Origin of the sequence: Pseudomonas gessardii (assembly GCF_001983165.1) — a bacterium.
Classification (GTDB): Bacteria; Pseudomonadota; Gammaproteobacteria; order Pseudomonadales; family Pseudomonadaceae; genus Aquipseudomonas; species Aquipseudomonas gessardii.
Genome location: NZ_MNPU01000031.1, coordinates 25,873 through 46,581 on the forward strand (window position 1 = coordinate 25,873; position 20,709 = coordinate 46,581).

At 59.2% G+C, this 20,709-nt stretch carries 17 protein-coding genes; 8 read left to right on the forward strand and 9 right to left on the reverse strand.

Annotated elements, in window-relative coordinates:
* The first annotated feature begins 173 nt into the window (after positions 1-173).
* Positions 174-1,451 carry a serine/threonine transporter gene (locus BLL38_RS19590; protein WP_076963978.1) on the forward strand — a complete coding sequence of 426 codons (1,278 nt, stop codon included), beginning with the start codon at positions 174-176 and terminating at the stop codon, positions 1,449-1,451.
* Between the two features lie 447 nt (positions 1,452-1,898).
* On the opposite strand, the gene acnB is transcribed toward BLL38_RS19590, so the two are convergent.
* On the reverse strand, positions 1,899-4,508 hold the full coding sequence (gene acnB, locus BLL38_RS19595; RefSeq protein WP_076963979.1) for a bifunctional aconitate hydratase 2/2-methylisocitrate dehydratase: 2,610 nt from the start codon (positions 4,506-4,508) through the stop codon (positions 1,899-1,901).
* A 395-nt stretch (positions 4,509-4,903) separates the two neighbouring features.
* Here acnB and BLL38_RS19600 point away from each other — a divergent pair, with 395 nt between their 5' ends.
* The gene (locus tag BLL38_RS19600; RefSeq protein WP_076963980.1) at positions 4,904-5,374 is read left to right on the forward strand and encodes a DUF1289 domain-containing protein; all 471 of its coding nucleotides are present in this window, start codon (positions 4,904-4,906) and stop codon (positions 5,372-5,374) included.
* A gap of 555 nt (positions 5,375-5,929) precedes the next feature.
* Here BLL38_RS19600 and BLL38_RS19605 read toward each other — a convergent pair.
* A complete protein-coding gene (locus tag BLL38_RS19605; protein ID WP_076963981.1) occupies positions 5,930-6,793 on the reverse strand; it encodes a universal stress protein in 864 nt (287 codons plus the stop codon).
* A 157-nt stretch (positions 6,794-6,950) separates the two neighbouring features.
* On the opposite strand from BLL38_RS19605, the gene BLL38_RS19610 reads away from it, so the two are divergent.
* Positions 6,951-7,553, forward strand: coding sequence for a MiaE family protein (locus tag BLL38_RS19610; RefSeq protein ID WP_076963982.1), 603 nt, complete (start codon positions 6,951-6,953; stop codon positions 7,551-7,553).
* Here the strand turns inward: BLL38_RS19610 and BLL38_RS19615 are convergent.
* The 5 genes from BLL38_RS19615 to BLL38_RS31265 are packed head-to-tail and all read right to left on the reverse strand — an operon-like array spanning position 7,509 to position 12,811.
* A complete protein-coding gene (locus BLL38_RS19615; protein WP_076963983.1) occupies positions 7,509-8,708 on the reverse strand; it encodes an MFS transporter in 1,200 nt (399 codons plus the stop codon). The two genes, BLL38_RS19610 and BLL38_RS19615, sit on opposite strands and share 45 nt — an antisense overlap.
* 43 nt (positions 8,709-8,751) lie before the next feature.
* The gene (locus BLL38_RS19620; RefSeq protein WP_076963984.1) at positions 8,752-9,138 is read right to left on the reverse strand and encodes an ectoine synthase; all 387 of its coding nucleotides are present in this window, start codon (positions 9,136-9,138) and stop codon (positions 8,752-8,754) included.
* A gap of 17 nt (positions 9,139-9,155) precedes the next feature.
* A complete protein-coding gene (locus tag BLL38_RS19625) occupies positions 9,156-10,262 on the reverse strand; it encodes an acyl-CoA dehydrogenase family protein (protein ID WP_083743087.1) in 1,107 nt (368 codons plus the stop codon).
* Positions 10,255-11,259: a hypothetical protein gene (locus tag BLL38_RS31260; RefSeq protein ID WP_099170706.1), complete on the reverse strand. Its 1,005-nt coding sequence runs from the start codon at positions 11,257-11,259 to the stop codon at positions 10,255-10,257. The genes BLL38_RS19625 and BLL38_RS31260 overlap by 8 nt, the downstream gene beginning before the upstream one ends.
* Before the next feature lies 1 nt (position 11,260).
* Positions 11,261-12,811 (reverse strand): class I adenylate-forming enzyme family protein, encoded by a 1,551-nt coding sequence (locus tag BLL38_RS31265; protein WP_207303158.1) that lies wholly within the window; start codon positions 12,809-12,811, stop codon positions 11,261-11,263.
* A 553-nt stretch (positions 12,812-13,364) separates the two neighbouring features.
* Here BLL38_RS31265 and BLL38_RS19635 point away from each other — a divergent pair.
* Entirely contained in the window at positions 13,365-14,072 is a 708-nt protein-coding gene (locus BLL38_RS19635) for a response regulator (protein ID WP_076963986.1), read from the forward strand.
* Between the two features lie 4 nt (positions 14,073-14,076).
* Complete coding sequence (locus BLL38_RS19640) at positions 14,077-15,357, forward strand: ATP-binding protein (protein ID WP_076963987.1); 1,281 nt, start codon at positions 14,077-14,079, stop codon at positions 15,355-15,357.
* 73 nt (positions 15,358-15,430) lie between these two features.
* On the opposite strand, the gene BLL38_RS19645 is transcribed toward BLL38_RS19640, so the two are convergent.
* Together BLL38_RS19645 and BLL38_RS19650 are read right to left on the reverse strand one after the other, a co-directional pair.
* Positions 15,431-16,222 carry a MipA/OmpV family protein gene (locus BLL38_RS19645; RefSeq protein ID WP_076963988.1) on the reverse strand — a complete coding sequence of 264 codons (792 nt, stop codon included), beginning with the start codon at positions 16,220-16,222 and terminating at the stop codon, positions 15,431-15,433.
* A gap of 92 nt (positions 16,223-16,314) precedes the next feature.
* Positions 16,315-17,202: a LysR family transcriptional regulator gene (locus BLL38_RS19650; protein WP_076963989.1), complete on the reverse strand. Its 888-nt coding sequence runs from the start codon at positions 17,200-17,202 to the stop codon at positions 16,315-16,317.
* A gap of 131 nt (positions 17,203-17,333) precedes the next feature.
* Here BLL38_RS19650 and BLL38_RS19655 point away from each other — a divergent pair, with 131 nt between their 5' ends.
* From BLL38_RS19655 to BLL38_RS19665, 3 genes are read left to right on the forward strand one after another with little or no spacing between them, the layout of a single operon-like run.
* Positions 17,334-18,152, forward strand: coding sequence for an HTD2 family dehydratase (locus BLL38_RS19655; protein WP_076963990.1), 819 nt, complete (start codon positions 17,334-17,336; stop codon positions 18,150-18,152).
* A gap of 28 nt (positions 18,153-18,180) precedes the next feature.
* Entirely contained in the window at positions 18,181-19,344 is a 1,164-nt protein-coding gene (locus BLL38_RS19660; protein ID WP_076963991.1) for an acyl-CoA dehydrogenase family protein, read from the forward strand.
* Between the two features lie 10 nt (positions 19,345-19,354).
* Positions 19,355-20,704, forward strand: a complete 1,350-nt coding sequence (locus tag BLL38_RS19665) for an MmgE/PrpD family protein (RefSeq protein WP_076963992.1) — start codon at positions 19,355-19,357, stop codon at positions 20,702-20,704.
* The last annotated feature ends 5 nt before the right edge of the window (positions 20,705-20,709 follow it).

Sequence of the window (20,709 nt, forward strand, 5' to 3'; positions counted from 1 at the left end):
GACTCAAACAATTTGTCGTCAATCAGATTTATCTGCTCCGTACAACCATTGCTCAGCTAAGTCTTTGCTTATTCAAGCGAATCTTGGACAATCGCGCCCTTGTTACGGTCGTGGCGCTGCCTGTCAGGTTTTTCTGACTCGTTGCGGTCGTATGAAAGCGGAGATCCGAGCGGATGAATGATCAGGCCAATAGCGTCGATGAACGCTACGCAACGACACCTGTAACCCTCACGGGCTGGAGCCGCCAGGACACGACCTGGATGCTTGGCCTGTTCGGCACGGCGATTGGCGCCGGTACTTTGTTTCTGCCCATCAACGCAGGCCTTGGCGGCTTCTGGCCGTTGCTGATCCTTGCGCTGCTGGCATTCCCGATGACCTACTACGCGCACCGTGGCCTGACCCGCTTTGTGTTGTCGGGCCGTGCAGGCTCGGACATCACCGAGGTGGTTGAAGAGCACTTTGGCATCAAGGCCGGGGCCTTGATCACGTTGCTGTACTTCTTTGCAATCTTCCCGATCCTGCTGATCTACAGCGTGGCGCTGACCAACACGGTGGGCAGTTTCATGTCACACCAACTGCATATCGAGCCACCGCCGCGGGCACTCTTGTCCTTGGTCCTGATCCTGGGCCTGCTGGCCGTGGTGCGTTGCGGCGAGCAGGTGATCGTCAAGGCCATGAGCCTGATGGTCTATCCGTTTATTGTCGCCTTGCTGTTTCTGGCGGTGTACCTGGTGCCGCACTGGAACGGCGGCATCCTCAGTACCGCCAGCAGCGTCCCCGCGCCATCGGCACTGCTGCATACGCTGTGGCTGGCGATTCCGGTGATGGTGTTCTCGTTCAACCACTCGCCGATCATCTCGGCCTTTGCCGTTGACCAGAAACGCCAGTACGGCGGCCATGCCGAAGAGCGCAGCTCGCAGATCCTGTGCCGGGCCCATCTGCTGATGGTGGTGATGGTGATGTTCTTCGTGTTCAGCTGCGTACTGACCCTGTCACCGGCGCAACTGGCCGAAGCCAAGGCGCAGAACCTGTCGATCCTGTCCTACCTGGCCAACCACTTCGACAACCCGACCATCGCCTTTGCCGCGCCGTTGATTGCCTTCGTGGCCATTGCCAAGTCGTTCCTGGGCCACTACATCGGCGCCAGCGAAGGCCTCAAGGGCTTGATCGTCAAGAGCGGCCGCCGCCCGGGCGCCAAGGCACTGGACCGCATGACCGCAGGCTTCATGCTGGTGGTGTGCTGGATCGTCGCCACGCTGAACCCGAGCATCCTAGGGATGATCGAGACCCTGGGTGGGCCGATCATTGCGTCGATCCTGTTCCTGATGCCGATGTACGCGATCCGCAAGGTGCCGGCCATGGCCAAGTACCGTGGGCAGATGTCCAATGTGTTTGTCACGGCGGTAGGTTTGGTGGCGATTACCGCGTTGGTGTACTCCCTGGCGGCGTAAGCCCCCGAGGTTGTACGGCTCTAAAAGGTGGGCTTGTGTGGGAGCGGGCTTGCCCTAATGCCAGTCAGTTAAGCGGATTCTGCTTTCTGTAGGAGCGAGCTTGCTCGCGAAGGACGTCAACGATAACGCGTGTTTGCTAGGTAAACGCGGCGCTCTCAAGTTCTTCGCGAGCAAGCTCGCTCCTACAAAAAGGCTTAACTGACTGGCATTAGGGCTTGCCCGTGATATAGGTGGGTCAGTCAATTAAGCTGTCGACTGATCCACCGCTATCGCAGGCAAGCCAGCTCCCACATTTGTTTTGTGGTGTGTCCAAAATTTCCTACCTCGCTGAGCCCCTTGTGGGAGCGGGCTTGCCCGCGATGAGGCCACAACAGGTCCCACATTTCTCCAGGCATAAAAAAACGCCGCGTATCTTGCGATACACGGCGTTTTTTACATCAGCAAACCTTAGGCTTGAACCACCGGAATGTTGGCGCTTGCAGCGATTTTGCGGAACTCGGCGATCTGGTCGAAGTTCAGGTAGCGGTAGACGTCACTGGCCATGGTGTCCAGTTTCGCCGCGTAGCCCATGTACTCTTCGACGGTCGGCAGGCGACCCAGGGTAGAGGCCACTGCCGCCAGCTCGGCCGAGGCCAGGTAGACGTTCGCACCGTCACCCAGGCGGTTCGGGAAGTTACGAGTCGACGTCGACACCACGGTGGAGTTCGGCTCAACCCGTGCCTGGTTACCCATGCACAGCGAGCAGCCCGGCATTTCCATGCGCGCGCCAGCCTTGCCGTAGATGCCGTAGTAGCCTTCTTCGGTCAGTTGGTGAGCGTCCATCTTGGTCGGCGGCGACAGCCACAGACGGGTTGGCAGCTGACCCTTGACCTGTTCCAGCAACTTGCCGGCCGCACGGAAGTGACCGATGTTGGTCATGCACGAACCGATAAACACTTCGTCGATCTTCTCGCCAGCCACGCTGGACAGCAGCCGGGCGTCGTCCGGGTCGTTTGGTGCGCAGAGGATAGGCTCGTTGATTTCAGCCAGGTCGATCTCGATGACTTCGGCGTATTCGGCGTCGGCATCGGCTTCCATCAGCTCTGGGTTGGCAACCCAGGCTTCCATCGCTTGGGCACGGCGTTCCAGGGTGCGCGCATCGCCGTAGCCTTCGCCGATCATCCAGCGCAGCAGGGTGATGTTGGAGTTCAAGTACTCGGTGACGGAGTCTTTGGACAGCTTGATGGTGCAACCGGCAGCCGAACGTTCGGCCGAGGCGTCGGACAGCTCGAAAGCCTGCTCCAGGGTCAGGTCGTTCAGGCCTTCGATTTCCAGGATGCGGCCAGAGAAGGCGTTTTTCTTGCCTTTCTTCTCAACGGTCAGCAGGCCGGACTGGATCGCGTAGTAAGGAATGGCATGCACCAGGTCACGCAGGGTGATGCCAGGCTTCATTTTGCCTTTGAAACGCACCAGGATCGATTCCGGCATGTCCAGTGGCATTACGCCAGTGGCTGCGGCGAACGCGACCAGGCCAGAACCGGCCGGGAACGAGATGCCCATCGGGAAACGGGTGTGGGAGTCACCACCGGTACCCACGGTGTCCGGCAGCAGCATGCGGTTCAGCCAGCTGTGGATGATGCCGTCGCCCGGACGCAGGGATACGCCACCACGGGTCATGATGAAGTCAGGCAGGGTGTGGTGGGTGGTCACGTCGATCGGCTTTGGATAGGCCGCGGTGTGGCAGAAGGACTGCATCACCAGATCGGTGGAGAAGCCCAGGCACGCCAGGTCTTTGAGTTCATCACGGGTCATGGGACCGGTGGTGTCCTGGGAACCGACGGTGGTCATCTTCGGTTCGCAGTAGGTACCTGGACGAACGCCTTTGCCTTCTGGCAGGCCGCAGGCCTTGCCGACCATTTTCTGGGCCAGGGTGAAACCCTTGCCGGTGTCGACAGGGGCTTCAGGCAGCTTGAACAGGTCGGTAGGGCCAAGACCCAGCTCGGTGCGCGCCTTCTCGGTCAGGCCACGGCCGATGATCAGCGGGATACGGCCGCCGGCACGGACTTCGTCCAACAGGACCGGGGTCTTCATTTCGAAGGTGGTCAGGACTTCATCGGTGCCGTGCTTGCAGACTTTGCCAGCATGCGGGTACAGGTCGATCACGTCGCCCATGTGCATGTTGGTCACGTCGAATTCGATTGGCAGTGCGCCGGCATCTTCCATGGTGTTGTAGAAGATGGGAGCGATCTTGCTGCCGAAGCAGAAGCCACCAGCGCGCTTGTTAGGCACGTACGGGACGTCGTCGCCGAAGAACCACAGCACCGAGTTGGTCGCCGACTTACGGGACGAACCGGTACCGACCACGTCACCGACGTAGGCGATCGGGAAGCCCTGGCCGCGCATTTCTTCGATCTGCTTCATCGGGCCGGTCTTGCCTTGCTCGTCCGGCACGATGCCTTCACGGGCCATTTTCAGCATGGCCAGGGCGTGCAGCGGGATGTCAGGACGGGACCAGGCATCGGGAGCAGGGGACAGGTCGTCGGTGTTGGTTTCGCCGGTGACCTTGAACACGCGCAGGCTGATTTTGTCGGCCAGGGTCGGGCGGTTCTTGAACCACTCGCCGTCGGCCCAGGACTGGATCACTTCCTTGGCGTGCGGGTTGCCGTTCTTGGCTTTTTCCGCGACGTCGTGGAACGCATCGAACATCAGCAGGGTGTGCTTGAGCTGGGAAGCTGCAACGGCGGCCAGTTCGGCGTCGTCCAGCAGTTCGACCAGGGTCACGATGTTGTAGCCGCCTTGCATGGTGCCGAGCAGTTCAACAGCGCGTTTTTTGTCGATCAGGGGGGAAGAGACTTCGCCCTTGGCCAGGGCAGACAGGAAACCGGCCTTGACGTAAGCGGCTTCGTCAACGCCTGGTGGAATGCGGTTGGTGATCAGGTCAACGAGGAACTCTTCTTCGCCAGCCGGGGGATTTTTCAGCAGCTCGACCAGGCCTGCGGTTTGTTCGGCGTTTAGCGGCTGGGGAACGATACCCAGGGCTGCACGCTCTTCGATATGTTTGCGGTAGGCTTCAAGCACAGTTATTACCCTCATCAGTGGTCCCACGGGACGCTCATCCAGACATGCACGGCACACATGCGCTCGGGGGCTTTTTGGGCCGTAGAGCCAGTGCTGCCGGCATTTCTCACAGAAGCTGCTTTCAAAGTTTTACGCCTGCAGAACGGAGCTGATGAGGGTTGGTGCTGGTTATTTGGAGGGTAAATAACCAGCGCCAACACCGTTCTGAAGGAACGACTGTGCTCGTGACGCTTTGAAAACAGCTTCCAACGGATTATTTGGCGCCTTACAAGGCCGGATGATTCTACGGCAAAAAAATTCTAAAGGTAAGTTGCCGCAGCAAGTTTGCAGGGTGATGAACCTTAGACAAAGGGCTAACATGGGCTACTGTTTCGCTGATTTGTGCATTGCCACCCATGTCCAACCAAACCATCAAGACCCCCTGCATCGGCCTGTGCTCCACGGTTTACGGCGATCTCGTGTGTCGCGGCTGCAAGCGTTTCCACCACGAAGTGATCCAGTGGAACGGCTATGGCGAGGAAGAAAAACGCGCGGTATGGCTGCGGCTTGAGCAACTGCTGGTGCAGGTCATGGCGGGTAAACTGGAGGTGTTCGACCCCAAACGCCTGCGCTGGCAGCTGGAGCAGCGTAAAATTCGCTTTGTGCCGCACCAGTCTGAATACTGCTGGGCCTACCAGTTGATCGCCCGGGGCGCGCGGGTGATCAACAACCTAGAAGCCTATGGCATGGTGCTGATGCCGGAGTTTCGCGAGTGGAACCTGCCGGCGTTGCGCGATGCCATTGATCGGGAGTTTTTTATCCTCTCTGAGGCCCATTACCAGCGCTATATCGCGCCAGGCTTCCTCAAGGATGCACTTTCTGGCTGAAGACACCGATCAAAATGGGGGGTGGCCAAACTATCCTGCACTACCGAGATCCCCTGTGGGAGCGGGCTTGCCCGCGATGGCGGTGGGCCAGTCAGCACATCAGTTACTGACCCGTCGCCATCGCAGGCAAGCCAGCTCCCACATTTGTTCTGTGGTGTGGCCAAACTATCCGGCACTGCCGAGATCCCTGTGGGAGCGGGCTTGCTCGCGATGGCGGTGGGCCAGTCAGCACACCGGTTACTGACCCGTCGCCATCGCAGGCAAGCCAGCTCCCACATTTGTTCTGTGGTGTGGCCAAACTATCCGGTACTGCCGAGATCCCCTGTGGGAGCGGGCTTGCCCGCGATGGCGGTGGGCCAGTCAGCCCACCGGTTACTGACCCGCCGCCATCGCGAGCAAGCCAGCTCCCACATTTGTTCTGTGGTGTGGCCAAACTATCCTGCACTACCGAGATCCCCTGTGGGAGCGGGCTTGCTCGCGATGGCGGTGGGCCAGTCAGCCCACCGGTTACTGACCCGCCGCCATCGCAGACAAGCCCCACATTTCTGATCTGCGTTATTCCTGACTGGCCAGTTCCTCCAGGTGATCGATGATGCTCTGGGGCTTGAGCACCAGCACATCACTCTCCAGCGCATCCAGCACCACTTCCGCTGTATTGCCAATCAAGGCCCCGGAAATCCCGGTGCGCGCCACGGTGCCAATGATCGTGACGGCTGCCCGCAGTTTATGGGCCATATGAGGGAGCAGCACATCCGCCGGGCCTTCTTCGATATGCAGGCGGCTGTCGTCAATGTCGAATTCGGCTTGGAACGCCTTGCACTGTTCGCGATAGCGGGCCTCGATGGTTTCCTTGAGCTGGAACACCGGATCGGCTGCCGACAGCATGGGCGAGGGATGGGCGCTGATCACATGCAGTTGGCCCTTGGCCAGGCTGGCAATGTCAAAACCATGATCGACAATGGCGGCGTGCAGGGCTTTATGCTCGTTATCGAGGCTGCCCACATCGATAGCCGCCAGGATCACCCCATTGGTCCATGGGGTTGCGGTCTTGACCAACAGCACCGCAGCCGGGCACCAACGCAAGAGTTTCCAGTCGGCCGGCGTCAGCAGGGCCTTTTTCAGCGGGCTGTCGGGGGCGTGCTGCTTGATCACCAGCTTGCAGCCTTCGGCCTGCTGCGTCGCGATGATGGTGTCCTGCAGGCTGCTGTTCCAGGCCTGTTCGGTGGTGACCTTGTAGCCATCGACCAACAATTGTTCTTTGAGTAAGGCCAATAACGCCGAATGCTCATGTTTTCTATCGCATACCAGCAAATGCAGATGCGCGCCGGTCACCCCGGCGATCAGCTTGGCGCGCTTGAGGGCCAGGCTTTCCGAGTGATCGGGTTCGATGATCACCAGGATTTTGCCAATATCGTTCATGAGTGGGATCTCCAAGGGGGGGAAGGGCAAGGCTTCGGACAACTATAGTTGCTGCCCGCCGTACGTCATGTTGATACACATCAAGCCCCGTGACTGGTGGTCTGCGGCGGGGTCGGTATAATCGGCGGCCTTTTGTGATCCTTTGCCCGTGAGCCCGATGAACCTGCCCGAAATCCATGAATTCCTCGGTTGCCGCACCCCCGACGCCTGGGTCCAGGCCGCCCTGGCCGACCAGGAAACCCTGCTGATCGACCACAAGAATTGCGAATTCAAGGCCGCCAGCACCGCCTTGAGCCTGATTGCCAAGTACCACGCCCATGTCGACCTGATCAACATGATGTCGCGCCTGGCCCGTGAAGAGCTGGTGCACCACGAGCAAGTCATGCGCCTGATGAAAAAGCGCAAGATCGAACTGCGCCAGTTGCACGCCAGCCGCTATGCCTCGGGCTTGCGCAAGGTGGTGCGCAGCCACGAGCCGGTCAAGCTGGTGGACACCCTGGTGGTCGGAGCCTTTATCGAAGCGCGCAGTTGCGAGCGTTTCGAGGCACTGGTGCCGCATTTGGACGAAGAACTCGGCAAGTTCTACTTTGGCCTGCTCAAAAGCGAGGCGCGGCACTTCCAGGGCTATCTGAAGCTGGCCTATCAATATGGCGAGGCCAAGGATGTGGCCCAGGTCATCGAGCGGGTCCGCGCCGCCGAGCAGGAACTGATCGAATCACCGGATATCGAGTTTCGCTTTCATAGTGGCGTGCCGGCCTGAGGCCACTGCCACGCCGATCAGCGCGGTGATGCCGGCTAGCAGCAGGATCACCGTTTGCGTGCCAAAAGGTGCCGCCAGCACGGCAATTGCCAGGCCCGCCAATGGCTGCGCGAGGTTGTTGAACAAGGTGATCACGCCCACCGTCTTGCCGAAATCTTGCACGGGAATTACCCGCTGACGGATGCTGCGCATATACACGTTGAACATCTTGTCGAAGCCGGTGACCAGCAGAAAGCCCAGGGTGTACAGCCAAAGGTTGGGACTGATCGCCATTATCAATGCCCCAACCCCAATCATCGAATACGACAGCCCGCCCAGGACCTTCAACGGTAGGGTCGAGCGCGCCAGGTAAAACAGAATGCCGATGGTCACCACCGCGCTGGCAGCCTGCAGCAGCGCGTAGGCATCTTTGCCGGCCGCGTAAAGGCCGGTCACCATAGCGGCGGAGGTGGCCAGCGTCACGCCAATGATCAAATTCACGCCGACCGCCAGGGCAATAACGCGCTTGAGCTCCGCCAGGTTGCGGATATGTCCGAGCGCGGTGCGCATCGGTTGCAGCCAGATACCCCGGTGTTGTGCGTGGCTTTCGAGATTCACTGTGGTATTGCGCTGCCAGATCAGCATTGCCAGGTCTGCCAGCACAAACAGCCCGGCAATTCCCAGCACCACCCAATGCCAGGCCCACACCTCCAACATCAGCGCGGCCACCAGTGGCCCCAGCACCAGGCCGCTCTGGTCGGCGATTTGCGAGTAGGAGAGGGTCTTGGCGTAGGTGTAATGCTTGAAAATATGCGGCATGACGACTTCCCTCGCCATGATGCCCTGGGTAGTCAGTACCCCGCACAGCGCAGACAGGATCACCAACCAATAAATGCCGTCGAACATCCCGTGCAGCGATACAGCCACCAAACACGCCAGTGCTCGGTAGACTTGGCTGATATGCAGAATGCGCACGGGCGAAAACTTGTCGCACAATGCCCCGCATACCGGGAACGCCAGGTATCGCGGCAGAGACTCGATGAAGAACGCCATCCCGGCCCACGCTACGCTGTTGGTGGTCTGGAACACGATCAACGGCACAATGAACAGCAGAATCTGGTCTGCCAGCCGTGACAGGAACAGCGAGACAAAAAAAGCCAGGTAATCCTTGCGCATGGTGCTCTCGTTTCGGTGAATCAAAGGGGCAACCAGAAGCCGATCAATAGCTTGAACCAGAGGTGTCACTGAGGTTATGGCGTTCATCTCCCTTGAGCGGTGGATTGAACACGCTTACCAATACCAAGTCTTCGTGCCGGCCCCCGCGCAGATAATGTCGGTCATGCTGGTCAAGGACGTAGATGTCTCCAGGGCGGATCTGGTAGATATTGCCGTCCATATCTTCGACCTCTCCTTCACCCGCAATGCAATAGCAGGCTTCCAGATGGTTGCGGTAGTGCAGCAGTGACTCAGTGCCTGCACGTACAACGGTATGGCAAATGGTATAGCCCATTCCGTCTTTTTCCGTCAGCAGGCGGTGGCTGGTTCCCGCACCCCATTCAACAAAGTGGCCAGTGTTCTCGATCTCGCTCTTATTGCGAATAAACATTTGTCTTCTCCTTGGGGCTAAAGGGAGCAATGGAGTTCTGACGTAGCGCTGGCCAGCATCGCCGAGTCCCAGTGCACGTCACGGTGAGCCGCCATCGTTTGCAGGTCCCGCCAGTGACGATGCAGTGGATTGTCACTGGCCATCAACGAGGCGCCGCTGTGTTCTACCAGCCGTCGCACCGCTTCGACACATTGGCGAGCGAGATAGCTGCGATCACGTTTGAGGGCTGACAGTTGGGGGGCGGTGAGTGCACGACGTGTCAGGCCTGAATCATGTAAACGATTGAGCAGTGAATCAAAAAGCGCACTCGCCGCTGTCAACTGCGCCCCACTGTGGGCCACGCGTTCAAGGGCCATGACTGACGGGGGTGTAGTTTGCCGCGCAAGTGCCTGGAGGTGGAGTTCATAGGCGCCCTCAGCACAGCCCAGCAGTGGGCCTATGATCGAGGTCGTGATGAAGGGCATGATGGGGACGCTGTACAGGTAATCACTCGCGGTTCCCGTTGGTCGTGGGCCGAACACTTCGTGCAGTGGGAAAACCTCGTGATGAGGCACCAGTAACCCGGGTGTCATTACGTCATGAGAGCCCGTGGCACGCATGCCCATGGAGTCCCAAGAGTCGAGGACAGCAATCTCTTTTTTCGAGACTACAACCAGGAAACGAGTGCTGGCGTCTGCCGTGGGATGGTTGGGGCACTGGGCATTGAGGATCAACCACGTTGCATGTTCGATGCCGGAGCTGAAACGCCAGCGACCACTGACACGCATACCTTCAGGCTCAAACGACAATTTACAGCCTGGCCCCACTGATGCGGATGCAAACAGCTGGGGCGTACCGTCATCGTAGAGCTTCGCTTCAACCGATGGGTTCAGCCGCGCAGCGATAGCGGCATGCCCGCCCACCAAGCTGATCAACCAGCCTGTCGATGCACAAGCTCTGGCGGCAGTTCTTGATGATCTCACCAGCGCTGGCCAGCCCGGCACGCCTGGTTGGGCTCGACGTGGGCACACCAAGTCCAACAAGCCGCTTGAGCGCAACTCACCCAATGTTTCATCACTCAATCTACGGTTTTTATCCGCAAGGGCGGCCCGCTCGCGCCACCTTGATAGATAGGCATCAGGCATTAGGTACTTCCTTTTCCGAATGTTTACCAAGTGCCACCTGTTCAAAGCAAAAGCTGCTGGGTTGGTTTACCGGGCCTAGCAGTTCGATGAAGTGCTCGATATGGGCGTGATCGTCTGATGCGACGAATTCGCAGAAATTGGTGCTATTCCATAACAGCACTACGTACTTGAACTGTCGCTGGAGGGCTGCAACCAAAACATTCATGAGTACTTGCCCGTTTTCCATTTGCTCCAGCATTTGTTTGCGTTTCCACTCGATTTCCTCGGCGGTGAAATAGCGCGCTTTGAAGCCTTCATCCTTCAGCGCTTCTCGGCGCAGGAATTCCTGATGGTCGGCGTGATTGAGTTTTTCCAGAAAGAACGCCAGGCCACCTGGTTTAAGCAACGGCTTGATATGTTGTAACTGCAAATCGCGGTCCTGGGTGTAAAACTGGAATGCAGCGGTCTCGTAGAGATAATCAAACCCCTCGACAAATCGTTGATAGGGCGTCGAGTTGAACAACGAGGAGGTGACCTTGAAGAAAGAGTGTGGAAAGAACAGCGAATGTTCAGGGTTGGCAAATCGGTCAAAGGCGATCTGGTTGGCGCGATTAGGCGAGCAGGTCAGTGTCTGAATCAGCCCTTGGGAATGTGCCGCCAGTGCGCGGCCATTGCTACCGTCGAAGGCATCGATCTCAAAAAAACTGAAGCGTTGCTCTGAAGTTGTACGGCGTGCGTGGGAAAGCCTTGTCAGTGCTACGCCGATTCGAGCCATTTCCTCAAGAATGTAAGGGACGCTAGCCAGGAAATGCGAAAACAGCGGACCTGCGTTTGCGACTAATAGATCGTGGTAGGTGATGACAGCTGAGTCAACGATGGTATCGCGTATATGACTGGTCAGTGAGCGGGAGGGAACCTGCGCCGCGCCAGTGGCCAGACTGTGAAAATGCTCGGCCAGTTTTAACATTGGGCTGTTTTGTAATTCTGCATCGAGTGTGAAATTGTTCAGAGGGTTCATTTTATCGCTCCTTGATCTCAGCTACGTCTTTGCCAGAGGTTTTGCCTGAGTCGGTCTGGGGCAATCTATCCATGAATGCCCATTGCGCGGGGACCATATGCCAGTCCATGAGCTGTTTGCAGTGTTCATGCAACGCAGCTTCGCAACTTGAGTCGTAGCCACGTTCCAGCACTACACACGCCTTCGGTAAAAAACCGGCAGACTCATCGGCTACTGGCACCACAACCACTTGGGCGACAGCTGGGTGCGAGGCCAGGCACTGCTCTATTTCGCGTGGATTGACATTCCATATATTGCGCGCGAAGACATCGTCTTTACGCGCTATGTAATAGAGGAATCCTCGCTCATCCATTTTGAATAGGTCACCGGTACGATAAAGTTTTTCTTCGCCGAAAACATGATTTTTAATCGCGGCGCTAGTTGCTTCCGGCATTTTCCAATATTCCAGCATCAAGTAATCGCTGGTCACCCACAGTTCGCCGATAATGTTTGGTTGTAAAACCAGTTCACCCTGATCACTGATAATAAATGCCTTCACTCCCGGCAAAGGTTTGCCAACTGAAGTAGGGTGTTCATCAATGTCTTCAGGTGGCAAGTAGCTGACACGTTTACATTCAGTCATTCCGTAATTAGAGTAAATCGAAATATCCGGCAGGGCAGCACGAATGCGCTTTATATGGCGGGAATACAGGGGCTGGCCACTGCTGGAAATATAGCGCAGCGCAGGCAACTGTCGTTGCCAATACTCTTTCATATTGGCCAGCAGGAAAAATATAGGAGGAAAGATATGTATGCCAGTCACCCTTTCGCGCTTTGCCACCTCCAGCACGTCCTCCGCAACCTGCGGCTGTCGGCTTTCAATCACTGAAGTCCCACCGAAATACAGCGGCATCAAGATGTTGTACACGCCGTAGTCGGACGCCAACGTGGAATAGCTGAGGATCACGTCGTCTGGCGTGTTGTTCAGGTAGGTCGTAACACTCGTTGTCGCTGCGACCATGATGCGATGGTTGACGACCACACCCTTTGGGTTGAATGTCGAGCCGGAAGTATAGAAGATCGACGTGACGCAAGTGTCGTCCTGCAGCTCGGGAAGCGTCGTGTCTAGGGTTTGTAGCGCTGATACTGCTAGGTCAAGAGAGATGACCTTCGGGTGCTGCGTCTCTTCGTTACCGATAAGTATGATGCGTGTTAAATCGGTTTCCAGGCACAGCGTTTCCAGCGCCTCGAAAGGATGGGTGATCAGAACCCTGGCACCTGTGTGCTTGAGTTGATACACCAGTTTTTCGCGACTATAAGTCGGGTGTGTTGCGGCTGTAATCGCACCCACATGCAGTACTGCCAGGTAGGCAGCGATCAGGTCGATGCAAATAGGTGAATACAGTGCTACCCGATCGCCCGGTTGAACGCCGTTAGCCATCAGAACATGGGCAATTTTTAGTGTCCGAGCGTGAAGCTCCTCATAGCTGTAGTGGACCGCATCCAGGGCAATAGCACACTTGTCCGGATAGTTGATGGCATTCTTTTTGATGACGTCGTGATATAAGGGCATAAACGGCTATCCGTCTTCAAAAGCATGTAAAAAATAAAAAATGGTGCTATATAGCGAATGTTTGCATTAAGTGAGTGGCTTGTTAGTGAGGGTGTAGAGGAGAGCAGTTTGGTTGTGAGCGGTGGGTGTGCAGTGTCGCATGATATTAATTCCTTTGGTATGAAGTTTAAAGTTTGTTCGCGCATTGGCTTTCACCGAAAGCGCATGGGTGGTTTTATTGGTATTGCTGGGCTATCAAATAGTAGAGATGTTTTTTATCTGTCATTGCGGGGTGAAAATATAGATTGCGAGACAAATAAATGTTAGTGGTGAAATTTCCCAAGTTGCCGTGAGTGAATCCTGTCAGAAAAGTCTGCATTGAGTTGTCGCGCGGCTTGAGCATGTAGCGATTTGCCGGGTTAAAAAATATGAGCGAAATGTTAAAAACTTTTAAAATTATGAAGTTTTTTGAATGCTTCGAGAAAAGTAGATTTTCGCCGTGTGTATTAACTTTTCGGCCCCTATGCCATCTATAATACCCGCTCTTGAATCCGCCTCTACACACTGAGAAATTATGGAAAACTTGGGTCTTGGCAAGGTATTGCTCGTTGAGGACGATGAGAAGCTGGCAGGGTTGATCGCCCATTTCCTGTCCCAGCACGGTTTTGAGGTGTCGACCGTGTATCGCGGTGACCAGGCGCTGGCCGCCTTCCTTGCCTTCAAGCCCAAGATCGTCGTCCTTGACCTGATGCTGCCTGGCCAGAGCGGTCTGCATGTGTGCCGCGAGATCCGTAATGTGTCCGACACCCCCATCGTGATCCTCACCGCCAAGGAAGATGACCTGGACCATATCCTCGGCCTGGAGTCCGGTGCCGATGACTATGTGATCAAACCGATCAAGCCGCCGGTGTTGCTGGCGCGCCTGCGCGCCTTGCAGCGGCGCCAGGTGCCGGAGCCGACCGTACGTGGCGCCCTGGCGTTCGGTCGGCTGGCGATTGACCGCAGTTGCCGGGGGGTGAGCCTGGGTGACGAGCAGATCGACCTGACCACCATGGAGTTCGAGCTGCTGTGGTTGCTGGCCAGCAGCGCGGGCAAGATCCTGTCGCGCGACGATATCCTCAACCGCATGCGCGGGATCGCCTTCGATGGGCTCAACCGCAGTGTCGATGTGTATATCAGCAAGCTGCGCAACAAACTCAACGACAACCCCCGTGAACCGGTGTGCATCAAGACCATCTGGGGCAAGGGCTACCTGTTCAACCCGTTTGCCTGGGAGGTCTAGCCCGATGCTGCGCCTGTTCCTGCGTCTGTACATCATCCTGGCCCTGGGCCTGGCCGGGGCGATCTGGCTGGTGAACTACACCTTCGATGAATTGCTGCCCGAAGCCAACGAAACCTACAACCGCGAAGCCATGCGCGGCCCGGCCTATGGCCTGGTGGAGCAGTTGCGCCCGTTGCCGGCTGGCGCGGCCCGCGAGGCGCGCCTGGCCGAGCTGCAACAGCACTATGGCTTGCGCCTGGGCTTTATTGAGCGCAATACGGCGGGCCTCGACCCCCGCGAGCAACAATTGCTGGCTGACGGCAAGTTGGTGGTACGCGGCGATTTCATGGAGTTCATCACCGAAATCGACGGTGGCGCGCAACTGCTCCAGGTCAAGCTGCCGGAGGAGCCGCGCTGGCTGTACCTGTGGGCCTATATCCTGTTGGGCCTGTGCCTGGCCATCGTCCTGTATTTCTGGGTGCGTCCGCACTGGCGCGACCTGGAGCATATCCGCCTGGCGGCCCAGCGCTTCGGTGACAATGACCTGGGCTCGCGCATCCTGTTGCCGCGCCGCTCAAGCGTGCGCGAGTTGGCCGGGCACTTTAACCAGATGGCCGAGCGCATCGAGCACCTGATTGCCAACCAGCGCGAGCTGACCAATGCGGTGTCCCATGAATTGCGTACGCCCATTGCGCGCCTGTCGTTTGAACTCGACCAGCTCAAGCAGGAAGCAGACCCACGCCAGAGCCGCGCGTTGATCGGCGACATGTACGCCGACCTTGGCGAGCTGGAGGAAATGGTGTCCGAACTGCTGACCTACGCCAGCCTTGAGCGTGGCGCGACACAGGTCACCCGCGAGAGTATCGAGGCGCAAAGCTGGCTCGACAGTGTGATCGGCAGCGTGGCCCTGGAAGCCGAGGCCGAAGGCGTGCAGTTGTCGCTGCGCACCTGTGAAGTCGATTTTATCCAGATCGAACCACGGTTTATGGCGCGCGCGGTGATCAACCTGCTGCGCAATGCCATTCGTTACGCCGAGCAGCGGGTGGAGGTGTCGTTGGTCAAGTTCGGCAGTGGTTATGAGGTACGCGTCTGCGATGACGGCCCCGGCGTGCCCGAGGAAGGCCGGGAGAAAATCTTCCAACCCTTTATGCGCCTGGACGCCAGCCGCGACCGCCGCACCGGTGGCTTTGGCCTGGGCCTGGCGTTGGTACAGCGGGTCAGCCAATGGCATGGCGGGCAGGTGCAGGTGTTGGATTCGCAGTGGGGCGGGGCGTCGTTCCGCATGACCTGGGCTTATGCCGACTGATCTTCTCAAAACCTGTGAAGAGCAAAAAATGTGGGAGCAAGCCCACTCCCACATTTTTGATTGGGTTATCCAATCAGAAGGTGTAGTTCAACACGCCCATCACCGAGGTTTGCACCCGGCGCTCGACAATCGGGCTTTTACCCGCATCCCCCGACAAATATTGCACATCCAGCAAGGTCGAGAACGTTGTGTGCTCGCCCAACGGCACGCTCCAATCGAGGCTCAAGCCGCGGCTGACCATCCCACCCTTGGCGTCATACGCGCGAAAGCGGCTGCGCGCGGCCTGGCCAGGGGTCACCCCATACCAGGTCTGCACATAGTTGCGGTCGCCAAAGCGGCTGTTGAGGCTGGCGTCCACGGTGCCGTACTCGCCGTCATACAGGTGGGTGCCGATGCTCAGCTCCAATGAGGTAAAGGCCTTGCCGCTGTCTTTCTTGTCATCTTCTTCCAGAGCATGTTCCAGGGTCGCGCCCAGGATTGCCGCGCCCAGGGTATAGCTGGCACTGATCCCAAACTGCGGCCGGGACTTTATAGTGCCCATGCCCTTGAGTCGATCGGAGCCCTGGTGGCCGCTTTTCTTGCGGTCCTTGCGCCCGTCGCTGGCACCGACATAGGCACTGAAACTGAGGGTGTCATCCTCATAACCCCAGCCCAACCCCGTGTCGGTATCGAGAAAAATCCCCCACGGGCTGATAATGTTTGCGCCGAGCACGGGCGCGGTCATCCGCTCATTGCTGCCGCTGTAGCGCGGCAGGCTGGCCGCCCCGGCGTGCAGGCTGTATTGCCAATCCGTGGCGGCTGACAGTTGGGTGCCGGTGAGCAGGCACACAGAAGTGGCAGCGAGGTAGATCGTTTTTGAACGCATGATGGCCTTCGTCGTTCCAGGAAAGGCTTGAATCCTAGGGACGGCGTAGGCAGGGGTCTTTGACAGCTTTGTCAGGAAACTGTCAAAGACTGTTAAGCCGGTGGCCTCAGCGTCGCAATCAGTGCGCGGATCGCCCCCGGCAGGGCATCCAGTTCGCGTACCAGGATGCTGCGCTCGCGCACCGCCCAGGGTTCATCGAGCTTGATGGTCACCAGTTGCATGGTCCGACTGTGCCGCACGGCGGCGGACTCGGGGATGATGCCGATACCCACCCCGGCTTCGACCATCCGGCAGATGGCTTCAAAACTCGACATCTGGATACGCAGGGACAGTTGTTTGCCCAGGCGCTCGACGTGTTCACGCAAGAAACTGAGCAAGGTGCTGCCTTCGTGCAGGCCGATATGCTGGTAGGCCAGGGTCTGCTCCAGGGTCACCGAGGGCTGGTTGGCCAGGGGATGGCCCGCCGGCACTGTCAGCACCAGGTGGTCGGTGCTGAAGTGCAAGACCTGCAAGCCCGGCGCCTGCACGGGGCCGGCGATGATGCCCATGTCACTGGTGCCGTCGAGCACCCCGCGCACGATGTCACGGGACAGGCGCTCCTGCAGGTCGACCGTCACGCCGGGGCGCTGGGAGAGGAAACCAGCGAGGATTTCCGGGAGAAACTCGGTGACTGCGGTGGTATTGGCAAAGATGCGGATATGCCCGGCGGAGTCGGCGCCATATTGGGTGAATTCGCTTTTCAGGTAATCGACCTGGCGCATGATCAGCCGGGCGTGATGCAGCAGTCGTTCCCCGGCCGGGGTGATTTCCACGCCACGGCTGTCGCGGTACAGCAGGCGCGTATCCAGCTGGCCCTCCAGGGCCTTGATCCGTGCACTGGCGGCCGCCGGCGAGAGAAACGCGCGCTTGGCGCCCTGGGTCAGGCTGGGGGATTCGGCGATATGGATAAACAGGCGCAGATCGGCCAGGTCGAAGTGCATGCAAGGCTCCCGGGTAAAGACAGCGGCGTTCAGCATAACCGAACGCTGGTTTATTGAAATGCAAATTCTCAGAACGGCCAGGCGCTTGCATGATCCGGGGCAGACACTCACTGCCCGAGGACCTGCCCCCGATGAGCGCCACTGATTGGATTGGCCGAAGCGAAACCGCCCACGACCACCTGAGCCGCAACCTGCTCAAACGCATCGCCGCCACCTTCGGCGAGGCCGTGCCGGACGACGGTGCGGCTCTACCGCCGCTATGGCAGTGGTGCTTTTTCCAGGACCCGCTGGCGGAAAGCGCCCTGGGCGCCGACGGCCACCCGGCCCGTGGCGGGTTCCTGCCGCCGGCCGATAACCGCAACCGCATGTGGGCCGGTGGGCGTATCGAGTTCCTGCAGTCCTTGCGTGCCGGTGAGGCGGCCACCCGCGTGTCGACCATCACCCAGGTCGAGGAAAAGACCGGGCGCAGCGGTTCGCTGCTATTTGTCACCGTGCGCCACGACTACGCCCAGGATGGCCGCCTGGCCATCCGTGAGGAACAGGACATCGTCTACCGCGAGCCCACGCCGCCCAAGGCTGGCAGCGGCGAGGCTCTGGCCCGGGGCGACTGGTGTGAGGCGATCGACCCCACGCCAACCCTGCTGTTTCGCTACAGCGCGGTGACCTTCAACGGCCACCGCATTCACTACGACTACCCCTACGTGACCGGCACCGAAGGCTATGCAGGGCTGGTGGTACATGGGCCGCTGATCGCCACCTTGAGCCTGCGCGCCTTTTGCCGGGCACACCCCGACGCCACCTTGCGCCGTTTTGCCTATCGCGGCGTGCGCCCGTTGATTGCGCCACAGGCGTTTGAGGTGGGCGGGCGAGTGACGGCGGCCGGTGTCGCCCAGCTGTGGGCCGGTAACGCTGCTGGCCTGACGCAGCAGGCTGAAGTGCATTTTGAATAATCCAAGAACAACAGGCGGAGAGCCGTTAATGACCCCCAATGACCACGAAGCACTCAACGCCATCCGCGAGGGCGTGCGCGCCTTGTGCGCCGAATTCGATGCCGCGTACTGGCGCAGAATCGATGAAGAAAAGGGCTTCCCCGAGGCTTTCGTCAAGGCCCTGACGAAAGCCGGCTGGCTGTCGGCGATGATCCCCGAGGAGTACGGCGGCTCCGGCCTGGGCCTGGCCGAAGCCTCGGTGATCCTCGAGGAGGTCAACCGCTGCGGCGGCAACTCCGGCACCGTCCACGGGCAGATGTACAACATGTTCACCCTGTTGCGCCATGGCAGCGCGGCGCAAAAGCGCTTCTACCTGCCCAAGTTGGCCAGCGGCGAATTGCGCCTGCAGTCCATGGGCGTCACCGAGCCCACCACCGGCACCGACACCACCAAGATCAAGACCACCGCGATTCGGCGCGGCGACAAGTACGTGATCAACGGGCAAAAGGTGTGGATCTCGCGGGTGCAGCATTCTGACTTGATGATCCTGCTGGCGCGTACCACGCCGCTGGCCGAGGTGAAGAAAAAGTCCGAAGGCATGTCGATCTTTTTGGTGGACCTGCGCGTGGCCATCGGCAACGGCCTGACCGTGCAGCCCATCGCCAATATGGTCAACCACGAGACCAACGAGTTGTTCTTCGATAACCTTGAGCTGCCCCTCGACAGCCTGATTGGCGAGGAGGGCAAGGGCTTCAAATACATCCTCGACGGCCTCAACGCCGAACGCACGCTGATCGCCGCCGAATGCATCGGCGACGGTCGCTGGTTTATCGAAAAGGCCAGCGCCTATGCTCGCGAGCGCGTGGTGTTTGGCCGGCCCATCGGGCAGAACCAGGGCGTGCAGTTCCCGATTGCCGAGGCCCATATCGAAATCGAAGCGGCGGACCTGATGCGCTGGCGTGCCTGCGAGGAGTACGACCGCGGCGCCAATGCCGGGGCCAGCGCCAATATGGCCAAGTACCTGGCGGCCAAGGCGTCCTGGGAAGCGGCCAACGCCTGCCTGCAAACCCATGGCGGCTTTGGGTTTGCCTGCGAGTACGACGTGGAGCGCAAATTCCGCGAGACGCGCCTGTACCAAGTGGCGCCGATCTCCACCAACCTGATCCTGTCGTATGTGGCCGAGCATCTGCTCGAACTGCCACGCAGCTTCTGAGGGCCTGCGCATGAGTCATACCCAAGCCTTGTGTCGGTTCCTCGCCGAATTGCATGACGCGCAATTGCCCGACGCGGTGCTGGCGCGTACCGAAGAGCTGTATCTGGATTGGCTGGCCTCGGCGCTGGCCAGCCAAGGCTCGCACCCGATTCCCTTGTTCGAGCGCTATGCGCAAAAAATGGGCCCAGCCACCGGGCCTGCGCAGATAATCGTCAACGGCGCCAGCAGCAGCGCGTATTTTGCCGCGCTGGTCAACGCCGCCTCGTCGCACCTGGTGGAGCAGGATGACCTGCATAACAGCTCGGTGCTGCACCCGGCGACCGTGGTGTTTCCCGCCGCCCTGGCCGCCGCGCAAGACCTCGGCAAGTCCGGCCGCGAGTTGCTGTTGGCCGCGGTGGCCGGGTATGAGGCCGGGATTCGCATCGGCGAATTCATGGGCCGTTCCCACTACCGTATCTTCCACACCACGGCCACGGTCGGCACCCTGGCGGCGGCGGTGGCGGTTGGCAAGTTGCTGGACTTTAACGAGGAGCAATTTATCAACCTGCTCGGCAGCGCCGGCACCCAGGCTGCCGGGCTCTGGGAGTTCCTGCGCGATGCGGCTGATTCCAAGCAGTTGCACACCGCCAAGGCCGCAGCGGACGGCTTGCTGGCCGCGTACCTGACGGCGGATGGCCTGAGCGGTGCGCGCAATATCCTCGAAGGCGAGCAGGGTTTGGCGGCGGGTATGTCCACTGACGCCAAGCCGGGCAAATTGTCCGCGGGCCTCGGTAGCCGCTGGGCGCTGCTGGAAACCTCGTTCAAGTTCCACGCTTCGTGCCGCCATACCCACCCGGCCGCCGATGCGTTGCTGGACTTGATGCAGCGCGAAGGCCTGGCCGCTGCGGATATCGCCAGGGTCGAGACCCGCGTGTACCAAGGCGCTATTGATGTGCTCGGCCGCGTGACCGTACCGGCCACCGTGCACCAGGCCAAGTTCTCCATGGGCACCGTGCTCGGCCTGATTGCTGTGCACGGCAAGGCCGGGCTTGCCGAGTTTCATCAGTGGGCCCTGAGCGATCCCGCCGTCGCTGCGTTCCGCGACAAGGTCAGCATGACCTTCGACCGCGCAGTCGACGACGCCTATCCGCAGCGCTGGCTGGGCCGCGTCACCGTGACCTGCGTCGATGGCCGCACGTTGCATGGTGCGATTGACGAGCCCAAGGGCGACCCGGGCAACACCCTGGACCGAGTGCAGTTGGCGGACAAGTTTCAGCGCCTCTGTCAGTTCAGCGGCGCCCGCACGCCGGCCCAGGCCCGCGCCTTGATCGAAAAAGCCTGGAACCTGCGCAACGCCGCATCCATGGCCCATTGGCTTTGAGGAAT

Coding starts and splice junctions, on each gene's coding strand:
- BLL38_RS19590 (WP_076963978.1), top strand. CDS start 174: ATGAATGATCAGGCCAATAGCGTCGATGAACGCTACGCAACGACACCT.
- BLL38_RS19600 (WP_076963980.1), top strand. CDS start 4,904: ATGTCCAACCAAACCATCAAGACCCCCTGCATCGGCCTGTGCTCCACG.
- BLL38_RS19605 (WP_076963981.1), bottom strand. CDS start 6,793: ATGAACGATATTGGCAAAATCCTGGTGATCATCGAACCCGATCACTCG.
- BLL38_RS19610 (WP_076963982.1), top strand. CDS start 6,951: ATGAACCTGCCCGAAATCCATGAATTCCTCGGTTGCCGCACCCCCGAC.
- BLL38_RS19615 (WP_076963983.1), bottom strand. CDS start 8,708: ATGCGCAAGGATTACCTGGCTTTTTTTGTCTCGCTGTTCCTGTCACGG.
- BLL38_RS19620 (WP_076963984.1), bottom strand. CDS start 9,138: ATGTTTATTCGCAATAAGAGCGAGATCGAGAACACTGGCCACTTTGTT.
- BLL38_RS19625 (WP_083743087.1), bottom strand. CDS start 10,262: ATGCCTGATGCCTATCTATCAAGGTGGCGCGAGCGGGCCGCCCTTGCG.
- BLL38_RS31260 (WP_099170706.1), bottom strand. CDS start 11,259: ATGAACCCTCTGAACAATTTCACACTCGATGCAGAATTACAAAACAGC.
- BLL38_RS31265 (WP_207303158.1), bottom strand. CDS start 12,811: ATGCCCTTATATCACGACGTCATCAAAAAGAATGCCATCAACTATCCG.
- BLL38_RS19635 (WP_076963986.1), top strand. CDS start 13,365: ATGGAAAACTTGGGTCTTGGCAAGGTATTGCTCGTTGAGGACGATGAG.
- BLL38_RS19640 (WP_076963987.1), top strand. CDS start 14,077: ATGCTGCGCCTGTTCCTGCGTCTGTACATCATCCTGGCCCTGGGCCTG.
- BLL38_RS19645 (WP_076963988.1), bottom strand. CDS start 16,222: ATGCGTTCAAAAACGATCTACCTCGCTGCCACTTCTGTGTGCCTGCTC.
- BLL38_RS19650 (WP_076963989.1), bottom strand. CDS start 17,202: ATGCACTTCGACCTGGCCGATCTGCGCCTGTTTATCCATATCGCCGAA.
- BLL38_RS19655 (WP_076963990.1), top strand. CDS start 17,334: ATGAGCGCCACTGATTGGATTGGCCGAAGCGAAACCGCCCACGACCAC.
- BLL38_RS19660 (WP_076963991.1), top strand. CDS start 18,181: ATGACCCCCAATGACCACGAAGCACTCAACGCCATCCGCGAGGGCGTG.
- BLL38_RS19665 (WP_076963992.1), top strand. CDS start 19,355: ATGAGTCATACCCAAGCCTTGTGTCGGTTCCTCGCCGAATTGCATGAC.